The organism is Hymenobacter gelipurpurascens, from assembly GCF_900187375.1.
Taxonomy (GTDB): Bacteria; Bacteroidota; Bacteroidia; order Cytophagales; family Hymenobacteraceae; genus Hymenobacter; species Hymenobacter gelipurpurascens.
Genome location: NZ_FYEW01000001.1, coordinates 1,126,584 through 1,141,810, shown reverse-complemented (window position 1 = coordinate 1,141,810; position 15,227 = coordinate 1,126,584). Strand labels below are relative to the sequence as shown.

Annotated in this window: 11 protein-coding genes; 5 read left to right on the top strand and 6 right to left on the bottom strand. The window is 59.0% G+C overall.

Annotated elements, in window-relative coordinates; genetic code table 11:
* The first annotated feature begins 87 nt into the window (after nucleotides 1–87).
* Genes CFT68_RS04845 through acs form a run of 3 tightly spaced genes read left to right on the top strand, consistent with a single transcriptional unit; the run spans nucleotide 88 to nucleotide 4,448 of the window.
* Nucleotides 88–468, top strand: coding sequence for a response regulator transcription factor (locus CFT68_RS04845; protein ID WP_088842274.1), 381 nt, complete (start codon nucleotides 88–90; stop codon nucleotides 466–468).
* A gap of 43 nt (nucleotides 469–511) precedes the next feature.
* A complete protein-coding gene (locus tag CFT68_RS04840; protein ID WP_088842273.1) occupies nucleotides 512–2,470 on the top strand; it encodes a propionyl-CoA synthetase in 1,959 nt (652 codons plus the stop codon).
* A gap of 52 nt (nucleotides 2,471–2,522) precedes the next feature.
* On the top strand, nucleotides 2,523–4,448 hold the full coding sequence (gene acs / locus CFT68_RS04835; RefSeq protein WP_088842272.1) for an acetate--CoA ligase: 1,926 nt from the start codon (nucleotides 2,523–2,525) through the stop codon (nucleotides 4,446–4,448).
* A gap of 303 nt (nucleotides 4,449–4,751) precedes the next feature.
* Here acs and fahA read toward each other — a convergent pair whose 3' ends face one another.
* From fahA to CFT68_RS04805, 6 genes are all read right to left on the bottom strand, one after another.
* The gene (gene fahA, locus CFT68_RS04830) at nucleotides 4,752–6,038 is read right to left on the bottom strand and encodes a fumarylacetoacetase (protein WP_088842271.1); all 1,287 of its coding nucleotides are present in this window, start codon (nucleotides 6,036–6,038) and stop codon (nucleotides 4,752–4,754) included.
* 164 nt (nucleotides 6,039–6,202) lie between these two features.
* Entirely contained in the window at nucleotides 6,203–6,463 is a 261-nt protein-coding gene (locus CFT68_RS04825; RefSeq protein ID WP_088843675.1) for a NifU family protein, read from the bottom strand.
* A 213-nt stretch (nucleotides 6,464–6,676) separates the two neighbouring features.
* Complete coding sequence (locus tag CFT68_RS04820; RefSeq protein ID WP_088842270.1) at nucleotides 6,677–7,780, bottom strand: Mrp/NBP35 family ATP-binding protein; 1,104 nt, start codon at nucleotides 7,778–7,780, stop codon at nucleotides 6,677–6,679.
* Nucleotides 7,781–8,018: 238 nt separating this feature from the next.
* Nucleotides 8,019–8,720, bottom strand: coding sequence for a LytR/AlgR family response regulator transcription factor (locus CFT68_RS04815; protein ID WP_088842269.1), 702 nt, complete (start codon nucleotides 8,718–8,720; stop codon nucleotides 8,019–8,021).
* Entirely contained in the window at nucleotides 8,717–9,886 is a 1,170-nt protein-coding gene (locus CFT68_RS04810; protein ID WP_088842268.1) for a sensor histidine kinase, read from the bottom strand. Before CFT68_RS04810 ends, CFT68_RS04815 begins: the two co-directional genes overlap by 4 nt.
* A gap of 4 nt (nucleotides 9,887–9,890) precedes the next feature.
* On the bottom strand, nucleotides 9,891–10,988 hold the full coding sequence (locus CFT68_RS04805; RefSeq protein ID WP_088842267.1) for a sensor histidine kinase: 1,098 nt from the start codon (nucleotides 10,986–10,988) through the stop codon (nucleotides 9,891–9,893).
* A gap of 132 nt (nucleotides 10,989–11,120) precedes the next feature.
* Between CFT68_RS04805 and CFT68_RS04800 the strand changes: the two genes are divergently transcribed.
* Together CFT68_RS04800 and CFT68_RS04795 are read left to right on the top strand one after the other, a co-directional pair.
* Complete coding sequence (locus tag CFT68_RS04800; RefSeq protein ID WP_088842266.1) at nucleotides 11,121–12,419, top strand: hypothetical protein; 1,299 nt, start codon at nucleotides 11,121–11,123, stop codon at nucleotides 12,417–12,419.
* Nucleotides 12,420–12,732: 313 nt separating this feature from the next.
* The gene (locus CFT68_RS04795; RefSeq protein WP_088842265.1) at nucleotides 12,733–15,183 is read left to right on the top strand and encodes a TonB-dependent receptor domain-containing protein; all 2,451 of its coding nucleotides are present in this window, start codon (nucleotides 12,733–12,735) and stop codon (nucleotides 15,181–15,183) included.
* The last annotated feature ends 44 nt before the right edge of the window (nucleotides 15,184–15,227 follow it).

Genomic DNA, 15,227 nt, shown 5'->3' with positions numbered 1-15,227 from the left:
CCCGAACCACCTTCTTTCCTAAGCGGGCGCCAACACCCGAACAGAACCCGCCACCCGAACCTCCTTCCGAAAACAAACCTCCACGTCATGCCGACGCCTCCCCACATTCTCATTGTCGATGACGAGCCCAACATTGTGATGTCGCTCGAATTTCTGATGCGCAAAAGCGGCTACGGCGTCAGCATAGCCCGCAACGGCACCGAGGCGCTGGAGGCCCTGGACCGGACCAATTTTGATGTGGTGCTGCTGGATGTGATGATGCCCGATGTGGATGGCTACCAGGTGTGCCGCCATCTGCGCCAGCTGCCCAACCGCAGCCGCACCCGCGTTATTTTCCTGTCGGCGAAGAGCAAGGATGCTGATATTCAGAAGGGTTACGAGGTGGGCGCCGACCTCTACATCCCAAAGCCCTTCAGCACGCGCCAGCTCATGTCTACCATCAAAGAGCTGATCAGTACGGCCGCCTAGGCCACCTCCGTTTGCCCGCCGTGCCCACCCAACCCGCCCAATCATGAACGCTCCCACCACATACGCTGCCGCCCGCGCCGCCAGCCTCACGGATCCGGCCGCGTTCTGGGCCGCCCAGGCTGGCCAGATTGCCTGGTTTGAGGAGCCTCCTCAGCCTGTTTTGAGCCAGGATGAAGGCACCGGATTCTACCGCTGGTTTCGGGGCGGGCGCCTCAACACCAGCTTCCTGTGCCTCGATTACCATGTGCAAAACGGCCGCGCCGAGCAGACGGCCCTCATCTATGATTCGCCGGTAACCCAAACGGTGCGCCGCTACACCTACCAGCAGCTGCTGGACCTGACGGCACGCTTTGCGGGTGGCCTACGGGAGCTGGGAGTGGCCTACGGCGACCGGGTGATTCTGTACATGCCCAACCTGCCCGAGGCGGTGGTGGCCATGCTGGCCTGCGCCCGCCTGGGAGCTGTGCACTCCGTGGTATTTGGCGGTTTTGCGCCCCACGAGCTGGCCGTGCGTATTGATGATGCCCGGCCCCGCGTTATTATCTGCGCGTCGGCGGGGCTGGAGTTTGATCGGGTAATTCCGTACAAGCCCCTCGTAGATGATGCCATCGGGAAAGCCCAGCATAAGCCCGAACACGTTGTGGTGCTACAGCGCAGCTTTTGCCTCGCCGAGTTGAACCCGAGCCACTCAGCCGCCTCCGAACGTGCCCCCCGCGACGTAGATTATCAGCAGCTACTCCAGGCCGCGCCCGTAGAGGCCGTTCCGGTGGAAGCTACTGACCCGCTTTACATTCTCTACACCTCCGGCACTACTGGCAAGCCCAAAGGCGTGGTCCGCGACAACGGTGGGCACGCGGTAGCGCTGAAGTACAGCATGTCGGCTATTTATGGCGTAGAGCCCGGCGAGACTTTTTTTGCCGGCTCTGATATTGGGTGGGCTGTAGGCCACAGCTACATCGTGTACGGGCCGCTGCTGCACGGCTGCACCACGGTGTTATTTGAGGGGAAGCCCGTTCGCACGCCCGATGCCGGTACGTTCTGGCGCCTCATCCACGACCACAACGTGCGGGTGACGTTCACGGCGCCCACTGCCATTCGGGCCATCAAGAAAGAAGATCCGGAAGGCCTACTCTCCCGGCAGTACGACTTAAGCTGCCTGTGCTACCTCTTTCTGGCTGGCGAGCGGTGCGACCCTGCTACCTACGAGTGGGCCGGCCAGCTCTTGGGCGTGCCCGTAATAGACCACTGGTGGCAAACCGAGTCGGGGTGGCCGATGCTGGCTACCATGGTGGGGCTCTCTGATATGCCGCCGCCCCGCGCCGGTTCGGCGGGCCACCCGGTGCCGGGCTACGATGTGCAGATTCTGGACGAAGCCGGCCTACCAGTGCCGGCCGGCACCACGGGCCTAGTTGCCGTGAAGCTGCCGTTGCCACCCGGCTGCCTCCCTACGCTGTGGCAGGATGATGCTCGCTTTCAGAGCAGCTACTTGGATACTTTTCCCGGCTACTACTTTACCGGCGACGGCGGCTACCAGGACGCGGAAGGCTATTTCTACATCATGGGCCGCGTGGATGATGTCATAAACGTAGCCGGCCACCGCCTCAGCACCGGCGAGATAGAAGAGCTGCTGGCGGCGCACCCCGCCGTGGCCGAGTGCGCCGTGCTGGGCATTGCCTGCGCCTTGCGTGGGCAGCGACCCGTAGGCCTCGTGGTGCTGAAAGACGGCCAGCAAATGGAGGAGGAGCAACTGGAAAAAGAACTCATCAGCCTTATTCGGGAGCAGATTGGCGCCGTTGCCTGCTTCCGGCAGGCCGCCGTGGTAAAACGGCTGCCCAAAACCCGCTCCGGCAAAATCCTGCGTAAAACCCTGCGGCAGCTGGCCGATGGCGAGGAGTTCGTATTGCCTTCCACCATTGATGATCCGGCTATTCTGGAGGAAATCCAGCTGGTGCTGGAAGCCAGATGCCTGGGTCAGGCCTTTGAAAACCGATTGTCATCCTGAAGTCAGGAAGCCCCGATACACCAAACACATACACTCCCTAAACCCTATTCCCATGCCCGAAACGCCCTCCAAACACGCCCGCATTCGTACGCTGGAAGAATACCACGAGGCCTACCGCCGCAGCGTAGAAAACCCCGAACAGTTCTGGGCCGATGTGGCCGCGCCCTTTACCTGGCGCCGCAAGTGGGACAAAGTAATGACCTCTGATATGGCTAACGGCCACAATGAGTGGTTTCAGGGAGCCCGCCTCAACATCACGGAGAACTGCCTCGACCGCCACTTGGCCACCCGCGGCAACAAGCTGGCCATCATCTATGAGCCGAATGATACCAAAACCCGCCATTTGCGCCTGACCTACCGCGAGCTGTACCACGAGGTGTGCAAGTTTGCCAATGTGCTGCACGACAATGGCGTGGAGAAGGGCGACCGGGTGTGCATTTATATGCCCATGATACCGCAGCTGGCCATTGCGGTGCTGGCCTGCGCCCGCATTGGGGCCGTGCATTCCGTGATTTTTGCGGGCTTCTCGGCCACTGCCATTTCCGACCGCGTGAATGATGCCCAGGCCACTGTGGTACTCACAGCCGATGGCCTGAACCGCGGCGCCAAGCAGATTCCGGTGAAGCGCGTGGTGGATGAAGCCCTGGAAAGCTGCCCCGGCGTGCGTCGCGTGATTGTGGTAGAACACCTCGGCTGGCCCGTGCAAATGAAGGAAGGCCGCGACGTGTGGTATCACGAGGAAGCTGAAGGTGTGGCCAAAACCTGCCCCGCCGAGGAAATGGAGGCCGAAGATCCGTTGTTCATCCTCTATACTTCGGGCAGCACCGGTAAGCCCAAGGGCGTAGTGCACAGCACGGCCGGCTACATGGTGTGGGCCGATTACACGTTTCGAAATGTGTTTCAGGTAGAGGAAAACGACATCTATTGGTGCACCGCCGATATAGGGTGGGTAACGGGCCATACGTATCTGCTCTACGGTCCGCTGCTGTCGGGGGCCACCTCGCTGATGTTTGAGGGCATCCCGACGTATCCCGACGCAGGCCGTTTCTGGGAGGTGATTGACAAGCACTCGGTCAGCATCTTTTATACCGCGCCCACGGCTATCCGCAGCCTGATGGCCGCCCCGCTGGATAACGTGCTCAGCTACTCTCTTGACTCGTTGCGGGTGCTGGGCTCGGTGGGGGAGCCCATCAATGAGGAAGCCTGGTATTGGTATTACCAGCACGTGGGCAAGGAGCGCTGCCCCATCGTGGATACGTGGTGGCAGACGGAAACCGGCGGTATTATGATTTCTGCTCTGGCGGGTATCACGCCCAGCAAACCCACGCACGCGGGCCTGCCGCTGCCCGGCGTGCAGCCCGTGCTGCTCACACAGGAAGGAAAGGAAATTGAGGGCAATGAAGAGGAAGGCTACTTAGCCATCAAGCAAAGTTGGCCCGGCATCATCCGGACCACCTACGGCGACCATGAGCGGGCCGTGCATACCTACTTTGCACCCTACAAGGGCTACTACTTTACCGGCGACGGCGCCCGCCGCGACGCCGACGGCCTCTACCGCATCATTGGTCGCGTCGATGACGTGATCAACGTATCGGGTCACCGCTTCGGCACGGCCGAAATTGAGAATGCCATTAACCAGAACCACAATGTGGTGGAGTCGGCGGTAGTGGCTTTCCCACACGATGTGAAGGGGCAGGGCATCTATGCCTACGTGATCTGTCGGCCCGGCGCCTGCGAAAAAGACTCCGATAAGATTCATATCGAGGCCAGCATCATCGAGACTATCGTGGCCGAAATCGGCAAAATTGCCAAGCCCGATAAAATCCAGATTGTGAGTGGCCTACCGAAAACGCGCTCCGGCAAAATCATGCGCCGCATCCTGCGCAAAGTGGCGGAAGGCGAAATCAGCAACCTCGGCGACACCACCACGCTCCTCGACCCAGCGGTAGTGGATGAGATTATCGAAGGGCGGAAGTAATTGAGGCGGCTAATTAGAGCAGTGTAGGAAGGATTGCAGATCAAAAAAAGGAACGTCATGCTGAGCTTGCCGAAGCATCTCTACCGCTTCTCTATGCCTGTTGAGTAGCCAGAGGTAGAAATGCTTCGACTGCGCGGACGCCAGATCAAGCATGACGTTACATAAGCTCAGCACGACGTTTCTTTTTTGAATCACAAAAACAGCTGCAGCACTAAGCAATGAAAAAGCACCGTCTCCATCAGGAGCCGGTGCTTTTTGCGTCAGAATTCTGCGCTTCTCTGTCGGAACTAAGGTTCGGGTGGCCTACAGCGTATTGGCCGGCAGTATTTTACCTGTCACCTCTCCGAAACCAATGCGTAAGCCATCTTTCTCGCAATAGCCGCGCATGGTTACGGTGTCGCCGTCTTGTAGGAACTTGCGCTCCGAACCATCAGCCAGCGGCACGGGGCGGGTGCCGCGCCACGCCAGTTCCAGCATGGAGCCCAGAGAGTCGGGGGTGGTGCCGGAGATGGTACCGGAAGCGTACAGGTCGCCTACTTCCAGGTTGCAGCCGTTGGACGCCTGGTGGGTGAGCTGCTGAGCCATGCTCCAGTACATCAGCCCAAAATTGGAGTGTGACACGACGGTTTCTAGGCCACCTTCCGGCTGAATACCCACTTCCAGGTTAACATCGAAGTTGTGCTCGTCGAGTTGGCGCAGGTAGAGCAGCGGCTCGGGCTCCTGCACCGGGCCAGCCACCCGGAAAGGCTCCAGCGCGTCCAGCGTCACGACCCACGGCGACACGCTGCTGCCGAAGCTTTTGCCCAGGAAGGGGCCTAGCGGCACGTATTCCCAGCTCTGGATGTCGCGGGCGCTCCAATCATTAAACAGCACCATCCCGAAGATATAGTCCTCCGCATTCTGAATCGGCACGGTGTCGCCGAGCTCCGTGCCGCGACCTACTATAAAGGCCATTTCCAGCTCAAAATCCAGCTGTTGCGAAGGGCCGAAAGTGGGCGCGGCCGCATCGGGGGCTTTGCGCTGGCCGTTGGGACGCCGGATATCGGTGCCGGATACTACAATGCTGCTGGCGCGACCGTGGTACCCGATGGGAATATGGCGCCAGTTGGGCAGCAGGGCATTGGCCGGGTCTCGGAACATGATGCCCACGTTGGTGGCGTGCTCGATGCTGCTGTAGAAATCGGTGTAGTTGTGGGAGCGTACGGGGCGTAGCATCCGCACATCGCTTTGGCGAAGTAGGCAGGAGTGCATCGCTTCCTCGTTGCGGGCCAGCGTAGGGTTGTCGTGGCGCAACAGCTCACTTATGCGCTGGCGCACGGCCCGCCACGCCGGTCGGCCCAGGGCAATAAACTGGTTCAGGCTACGGCGACGGAATATCTTCGGCATTTTCGGCCCCAGCTCCAGGTCCTCGAAATAACCGAACTGTGCTACGGCGTACAAATCCAGCACATACTCGCCGATAGCTACGCCCACCCGCGGGCCACGCTCGTCGGTTTCAAACACGCCAAAGGGCAGATTCTGGATTGGGAAGTCACTGGTGGGCGCTATATCAATCCAGGAGCGGAGGGCGGGGTCGTTTGGGTTTGCCATAGTAGGATGCAGGTGGAAGGAGCCGGCAAAGGTAGACGAGCCAGGGAAAAGATGGCTAGATCACCGGTTTTCTCCTTATGTGGCAATGCAAAATAGACTGGAAAAGCAAAAAAGGGATAACCGCTAGGCTATCCCTTTTCATGTACTACTTGTGAGTAAGTGGCTTACCGAACCTGGCCGGCGGGCTGCTCGCTCATGGGCGTTACGTTCACGGCTTCTACGGAGCGAATCTCCGGTACGGCTTTCTTCACAGATTCCTCTACGCCGGCTTTCAGCGTCATCGGCGACATTGGGCAGGTGCCGCAGGCACCCAACAGCTCCAGGCGGAGTACCATATCATCGGTGATTTCCAGCACGCGCACATTGCCTCCGTCGGCGGCCAGGTAGGGCCGGATGGTATCCAGGGCCTGTTCGATGCGGGGCAGGGCGGATGGGCTTCGACGGTGGCAGCTACATTCATGAATCGCGGGGTTTGGTGCTAAGCTGATGATGCTTTCTAGGCCTGTTTTTGGGGTGGCCTGGATAGTAAAATCAAGTAAAGATACAGCTATTGACTGGTTAAGAACCAACCAAAAGCGGATGGGGTAAGTTCGGGAAGCGTTCAGCTGAAGCACAAAAGTCAGTTGAACCAGCCCCGGCTAACGGTTCATCTCGACGATGTTCGTTTTGGGGGCCACCGCATTCCGGATGCTCACTTGGCGAGCTAGTTCCTCGGCCAACTGCTCGAACACGGCCGCAGCGGCGGTACCGGTTTGCAGGATGGCGGGCGTACCCTGGTCGCCGTTTTCGCGGATGCTTTGCACCAGTGGTATCTGGCCTAGCAGCGGCACTTCGTGCTTGGCAGCGAGGCCCTTTCCGCCGCCTTCGCCGAAGATAAAGTACTTGCTGTCAGGCAGCTCGGCGGGCGTAAACCAGGCCATATTCTCCACAATACCTAACACCGGCACGTTGATCTGGGGCAGACGGAACATCTGCAAACCCTTCTCGGCATCGGCCAGCGCTACTTTCTGGGGCGTCGTCACGATGAGTGAGCCGGTAACGGGCACCGTCTGCACCATCGTGAGGTGAATGTCGGAGGTTCCAGGAGGCATGTCGAGGAGCAGGTAGTCCAGCTCGCCCCACTCCACTTCCGTGATGAACTGCTTCAGAGCCGACGAAGCCATGGGGCCGCGCCACACTATAGCCGACTCAGCTGGGGCCAGGAAGCCAATGCTCATCAGCTTTACGCCGTGGGCTTCAATGGGCTGAATTAGGTTTTTGCCATCGGGGCCCTGGAATACGTGTGGCCTAGCCGACTCTACGCCGAACATAAGCGGCATGCTGGGGCCCGAAATATCGGCATCAACCAGGCCTACGCGGGCGCCGGTTTTGGCCAACGCAATGGCCAGGTTGGCCGTAACGGTGCTTTTGCCCACGCCACCTTTGCCCGAGGCAATGGCAATGATATTCTTCACGCCAGGCAGCAGGTCGCGGTTTTCGCGCATGGTGGTTACGCGCGAAGTCATCACGATAACGACCTCGGCGTTTTTGTCCACCATCGTATGGATGGCGCGCTCACAGGCATCGTGAATGAGCTGCTTGAGGGGGCAGGCCGGGGTGGTCAGGACCACCGTAAACGATATGCGGTTGCCCTCAATTGCCACATCCTCAATCATGTTGAGCGTTACGAGGTCTTTGCCCAGATCGGGCTCCTCCACGTAGCTCAGGGCCTTGAGGACATCTTCTTTGGTAATGGTTGCCATACTATAGTCAGTCGGGAAATTGCAGATGCAAAGCGCAAAGATAACCCGGAAACGCGGGCGGAAGTTGCCAAGGATTTAGTAACAGTTTCGGCTATGCGGCCAGGCTACCAACCCACCACGTCATCCTGACGAAGGAAGGATCTTGTCACGTCAGCAGGCGCTTTTCTAGGCCACTCGTTCAGGCATAGGAAGCGCTTAGCTTCGTCAGGATAACGTTTCTTTTTATCCTTTTACTGGCCTAGCTCAGCCCAAACTGCGCCAGTAACGCTTCCTTGTGCTGCTTACCAATAGGCAGCTTTTCGGGTAAATCGTAAAGTTCCGCTTCGTTGCCGCTGATGGCCTTAATGGCGTCGGTGCGGACGATGTAGGACTTCTGGATGCGGGTGAAGCGGCGGGCCGGGAGCTGGTCTTCCACGCGGCTCATGCGCAGATAGGTGATAATGATGCGGTCTTTCAGAATGATTTTGATGTAGTCCTTCATCCCCTCGATGTAGTAGATTTCATCGAACAGCACGCGCCGCAAGGAGTGGCCCTCTTTCACAAACAGAAACTGCGGCTCTGGCGCTACTGGTAGTGCCGGCCGGCTGTTCACTACAGCCATGGCCTTATTCACGGCCTTCATAAAGCGCGGAAACGAAACGGGCTTCACCACATAATCCAGCGCATCCAGCTCGTAGCCTTCCAGGGCGTGGTGGGGCGAGGCCGTGACGAAGATGACGTAGGGCGGATTATGCAAAGAACGGATGAATTCCAGGCCGTTCACCTGGGGCATGTTTATGTCTGAAAACAGCAGATCAACGCGTTGTTGCTGCAGAACTTCCAGGGCCTCAAACACATGCTCGCAACTGGCCACCAGGTGCAGGTGGGGCATCTGGGCGATGTAGCCCTGCAGCAGCTCGCGAGCAAACGGTTCGTCGTCGATAATTAGGCAGTTAATCATGAGGCAGGAGCAAGGGCTGGGAGAGAGGGAACGGACTGGCCTACGGCTGCCGAAACGGGTTCTAAAAGGATAGTAAGTGCCACGCCGTAGGTATGCGCGTCGGCATCGTGCGAGATGGTGAGCTCATAGTCGGCGGGGGAGTAGTGCAGGGCCAGGCGTTTGCGCACGTTGGCAATGCCCACGCCCCCAAACTCGCGCTGGGGGGCATCGGGGCTGTAGCTGTTGCGGACCTCGAAATGCAGCCGGGCATCATCGAATATGCGCAGGGAAATGGCCACCCAGGAGGCATCGAGGCTGCTATCGACGCCGTGCTTGAATGCGTTTTCTACAAAAGGAAAGAACAAGAGCGGGGTAATAGCGTAGCCGGTTGTGCGGACAGGCGGCTGATACCGGATGCTGACTTTCTGGCCGTAGCGCAGGCGTTCCAGCTCCAGATAGGCCTCCAAAAACCCCAGCTCCTGGCCTAGAGGCACCAGCGCCGCATCCGACTCGTACACGGTGTAGTGCATCAGGTGGGAGAGGTGCGCTACCATATCAGGGGCGCGCTCGTCCTGCTTCACCACCATCATATAGATGTTGTTGAGGGTGTTGAAGAGGAAGTGGGGATTTACCTGCGCCTTCAGAAAATTGACTTCCAGGCGGAGGTTTTCGCGCTGTAGGTGCAGGCTGCGGTTGCTGCTGGTGAGCAAAAACAGAATGAAGCGCAGCAGAATGGGCTGCATCGGGAACACGAAGAAGTCACTCAGGCCCATGCTCACGCCGTACCAAGAGAATACACCCACCCATAGGCCTTTATCGAGGGAACGGTGCATATAGCTGCTCCACTCGCCCAGCTCTAGGCCACTGTGCACCATGGCGGCATAGGTGGCGTGCGAAACCAGCGCCCAGAAGTAGTAGATAGCCACCAGGCTGAGCGCGCTTAGCAGCCACCGCCGCTGCACCACAAACCGCGGCAGCACTACATTGGAAAAGAAATAGAAACCCACAACCGCAGTAAGCAGATCTTTGGCGATAAAGCACAGCATGACGGCCGGCGACGTAGGCTGCAGATGCATCAGGAAGTACTGGAAGCCGATGTACAGCGCCCAAAGCAGCAGATGCAAGGCCACCCGCGTGCGGCCGGAGTACGGCCTGGAAGAGGAAGAAGGAGCAAGGGCGCGCAGCATCGGCTTACAGATCAAGGTGAAGTTCTAGGCGCAGGCTCGTGGCCTCCTCCGTTAGCTTGGCTTGGTGCCGGCTGGGGTACTGCAGCTGCAAGCGCCGTAGCGCGGCCAGTACGGCGCCATCGGTGCTGTAGGCCACTGCCGGCGGGGTGGGCGAACTGCGCGTGAATGTGGCCGTTATGGCATGCTCTGTGGTATGCAGTGTGGTGGTGATATCAGCAACGGAGGCGGCATCCAGACCCGCAAACAGGCGCTCCAGAAACGGATACAGCACCAGCGGCACAATGCGCTGCGTACTGACTGTACCCGTTGCAGTGTATGAAATCCTGACAAGCTCACGACCGTGCAGGCGTTCCAGAGCCAGGTAGTCATCTAGGAACTCCAGCTCCCGGCTCAGCAGCACGGTTTCCGTGTCGGATTCGTAGAGGGTGTAGCGCATCAGGTCGGCGAGGTGCAGCACCATGTCGCCGGCGCGTGGGTCGCGGTGGCGCGTGAAGCCGTGCAGGCTGCCAAGTGTATTGAACAGGAATTGCGGATTGATCTGGGTCTTGAGGTAGCGCAGCTCCAGATTCAGCTGGTCGCGCTCCAGGGCCAGCCGGCGCCTGTCTACCACCTGGGCGTAGGTCAGGAAGCTGATGACCAGCGGAAACATCATGTTGGCCTGCATTTCTAGGGTCATTTCCAGCAGCCCCTGCCAGCTGAATACGGCCTTGCGCAGGCCCGGCTGGTTCATTTCATGGTAGTACTGGGCCAGGCGGGCGGGTGGCTGCAGATAGGTTTCGGCCAGATGATACCCGCAGAAGTTGAACAGGCCGTAGCCATAAATTAGGAGCACTCCCCCGAGCGCTGCCAACCAGAAGCGGCCCCGCAGCAGCCAGCGTGGAATAATGAGGTACACCAGCGCATTGAAAAGCACCACTGCAAAGGTCAGCCGCAACAGCACCAGCGACCAGATGGGGCCGCCAAAGCGGTAGTTGGTCCGGTTGTACCAGGCGAAGTAGAAACCGCACAGCAGCACCCACAGCACCGCCTGCAGCAGCACGGTAGTGGTGCGCGCACTCAGGGTCTGCCAGCGGAAAAAGGGAGTAGAATCGGATGCAGGCATAAAAATAAAGCGCAGACCAATTCGCGGTTTGGTGGTGTGGGGCCGCGCTTTGGTCGAATAAACTTCGGGTGGCTAAAGCTCTGCAATTTCTTTGTTCCAGAATCTACCGCTCGCCAAAATAAACCGCTCCCCATGACAACCGCCTTCCGCCTCCCGCTTTGCTCCGCTGCCGCCCGTTTCTGCGTAGGCCACCAGTTCCGCCAACTTGCCTGCACGGTGCTGGCGGGCCTGCTCAGTGGCACGGCCTTCGCGCAAACAACGCCCCAGGCACAGGATACTATGTTTACGCGGCTGGTGCAGAAAAACCAGTTTGCCCTTACCCCAACCGGGACACAGTTCACGGGCCTCGGTTGGGAGAAGCTGCAGCAGGACATCCAGAAAAGCCAGCTGGTACTGATTGGGGAAGACCACGGCATGGCCCAGATTCCGGCTTTTGCCACGGCCGTAGCGCGGGAGCTAAAGCCGGCACTGTATGTAGCAGAAATCGACAAATATCAAGCGCAGGATGTGAGCCGGCTAGCCACGCAGCCCGGTCTGGCGTCCGCTTTCAACAAGAAGTATCCCATGGCGTTGTCGTTTTATAGCTGGGCCGAGGAGATGGAGCTTGCCCGGTACTTGCGCACCCAAAACGTGTCTATTCTGGGCATTGAGCAAGTTGGAATTGGGACTCCGGGCCGGTTCTTTACCGTGCTCTCCGAAAAGGTAAAAAGCAAGCCCGCCAAGGCGTATCTGCAGCAGCGCGCCCGCACCTACCAAACCCGCGACTACACTGCCATGCTGACGGGCAAATACAACGGCATCACCATGTTTGCCCTAGGCCAGTCGGGCATCGACAGCCTGCGCGCTTTCACCGAAAAGGAGAGCCCTGAGGCCCGGAAAATGGTGGATGATTTTGTGGCGAGCTACCGGATATATCAGGAGAGCTTCGCGGGAAAGCGCAGCAGCCACTTCGCCCGCATCAACCTCATGAAGCGCAACCTGCTGGCGGAGCTGCAGCCTTACCAGCAAGCCAACCAGCCGCTGCCCAAGATGCTGTTTAAGTTTGGCGCCTACCACGTAGGCCAGGGCCGCAGCATTTGGGGCGATATCTACGATGTAGGAAATCTGGCCAAAAACCTGGCCGATATGCACGACCAAAAGTCCTTGCACATCTTCGTGATGGGCAAGCAGGGCACTAAGCTGGGGGCAGGCGTGCCGGATGCCGACGTTAAGAATACTGTGAAGTATTCTGACGCTGAGGAAGCCATGATAAAGCCCTTCGCGGCCCAAACCAAGGCCGGCAGCGCCTGGCAGATATTCGATTTGCGCCCACTGCGCGCGGCTCTGCTCCGCGACAAGCTCAAGGTGAGCAGCCACGAGCTGGAAGCTACCATTCTCGGCTACGACTACGTGGTGATTATCCCCGAAACCACCTCTAGCCACAGCTTGTAGGGGGCGGTAGAAATTCAGGGCGCTTTTATAACTGACCAATTACCAAGCAGTGACACTGCTTTTCTCGCCAAAGCCACCGACACGCTGCTCCACACAGCAGCGTGTCGGTGGCTTTTTTGTGCGTCTGGGCCTGTTGGGTGAAGCTGCTACAGCCGTTGCTGCATGGCGCTAGGCCACTTCCGCGGGGCAAAAACGCGTGGCAACTCGTGGTTTGGTGGTGTGAGGCCATGGCTTGGTCGAATAAACTTCGGGCTCAGGAGGCGTTGCGGTTCCTTCGTTGCAGATCCTCCACTTCTGTTAACGGAACCGGAATATGAACCTGCTCTGCAATACTGCCAGCCGCCTGAACTTCACCTCTGACTGCCGCATGCTACTACTGCTGGTAGGCCTTTTGTTCGTTGAAAATATAGCCCTAGGCCAGTCGGTTGCCGTAACGGGCCGCGTGCTGGACCAGCAGTCGCAACAGCCGCTCGGTTTCGTGACGGTGGTGCTGAAGGCTGCAGACACTGAGGGCCGAGTGGTGCAGACTGGCCTGGCTGATGATGCCGGCCGCTTCTCACTGAAAGCCAGCGCGGGCAGCTACCAGTTGCAGTTGTTGATGCTCGGGTACACCACCCACGTGCTACCGCTGCAGCTGGCGGCGGGCACTGCCACGCATGATGTAGGCCACATCAGTCTGGCCTCGGCGGCGCAAAACCTGCAGGGCGTAACCATTACAGGCCAGCGCCCCCTCATCGAGCAGAAGCCCGACCGCGTAACGATGCACGTGGAGGGCAGCCTGCTGGCCGCCGGCAACGATGCCTACGACATTCTGGCCGCTGCGCCTTCGGTGCAGCTCATTGAGGGGCGGCTGAAGTTCCGGGGCAAGGGCAACGTGCTAATTCTGCTGAACTGCAAGCGCCTGCCCGGTGCTAACCTCGAAACGGTGCTGGCCAGCATCCCTGGCGACCAGATTGAGCGCATCGAGCTGATCAGCAACCCCTCGGCGAAGTATGATGCCGATGCCTCAGGTGGCGTAATCGAGATTTATACCAAGCGCAGCAAAGAGTTGGGCTGGACCGCCAATGTGGGCGTCAACCTGCGCCAGGGCCAGCGCACCGGCAGCGGCCTCAACGGTGGCCTACGCGTGAGCACGCCAGCGCTGGATCTGGCCGCCAGCAGCAGCTTCACCCACCGGGGTGGGTTTGAGCGCAACACCGGGCACCGTATGTTCTATGAAGGACGCACGCCGGTGGGCCGCCTGAGCCAGCAGAGCAACCTGAACAAGGTAATTCAGAATGCCAACTTCAGCGGCAGCCTCAACTACCACCTCAGCCCCTGCACCACCCTGGGTTTTGATCTGGACCTGGTGAACTCCAGCCTCGATGGGGCCGGATGGCTGCGGGCTGCTCTGGCCGCCAATAACGGCCTCACGACCAGCAGCATTCAGGAAACGGTGTTTCTGCAAGATGCTTTCCACAACTACACGCTGTTCTATAAGCATAAGCTCGATAGCCTAGGTTCTAACCTGCTGCTAAGCGGCAACTACGCCACCTACACCAACGAGCAGCGCCAGACCTTCGACCAGCGGGTGGAAGGCGCGGAGAGCTCCGGGGCTGTTATCAGCAACTTCCGCAACGTTATTCCGGCCACGTACCACATCTGGACCGGCGCGGCCGATTACACCAGCGTCTGGAGCGCCAACACGCAGATGGAAGCCGGCCTGAAGTACACTGATACCCGCAACCAAAGCCGCCAGCAGGTAGATAATCTGCTGGAGGGAGAGTGGGTGCCCCAAGCGGCCAACCCGTTTTCGCGGCTGGGCTACCAGGAGCGGGTGGGTGCCGGCTACTTCAGCCTCCACCACACCAGGGGCAAGCTGGCCCTGCAGGGTGGCCTACGGGCCGAGCAGACGCACTACCGCGTAACCAGGGGCATCGATTCCAGCTACTTCAACCTGTTTCCGAATCTGCGTTTAGACTATACACTCACGGATAATTACACCACTTCCCTGGCCTACGCCAAGAACATCCGGCGCCCGGCCTACGAGAGCCTGATACCCTATGAGCGGTTCTGGGATACCTACACTTCGCACCGAGGCAACGCCACCCTGCGCCCCGAATATGCCCATAGCTTCTCCTGGAACAACCTGTACAAGGGCTATGGCCTGCAAGTGGCCTACACCCATACCACCGGCGCTATTTCCTCGGTGTACCTCTACGAGCCTGCCCACCTGCGCTTCGTGAGTACCGAGCAGAACCTGCGGCAGCAGCAATTGCTCAATGCCACACTCACGGCGCCTGTCACCGTAGCCAAATGGTGGTCGATGAGCAATAGTGCCAGCCTCTCGCACCAGGAGTTGCGCTTGCCTGATGCCTTTGATAAGGCAGTGGCCTACACCAAGCGCAAAACATATTTCAACGTCAGCTCCGATAACACCATTACCTGGGGCAACGGTTGGTCGGGCCGGGTGTATGGGATGTACAACTCGCCCTCCTTTAACGGGATGTTCGATTACGACCAGTATTCCTACGTGCTGGTAGGCATAAAAAAAACCTTCCTCAGCAAGCGCGCCGCCCTCAATCTGTCGGTAGCCGATTTGTTCTACCAAACCAATTTCCGGGTCTCCTCTAATGTGGTACCGGTGGTCAGTAGCGAGATGAACTACAACGATACGCGCCAGGTGCGCCTGGCCTTTACCTACAATTTCGGCAAGGCCGACCTCATCAGTAAGCGCGTACAAACTAGCGGCAACGCCACCGAAAAAGGCCGCCTGGGTATGTGAGGGGCTGCCCAGGCGTGGCAGCGGCAGCACGAGTGGCAAAGACC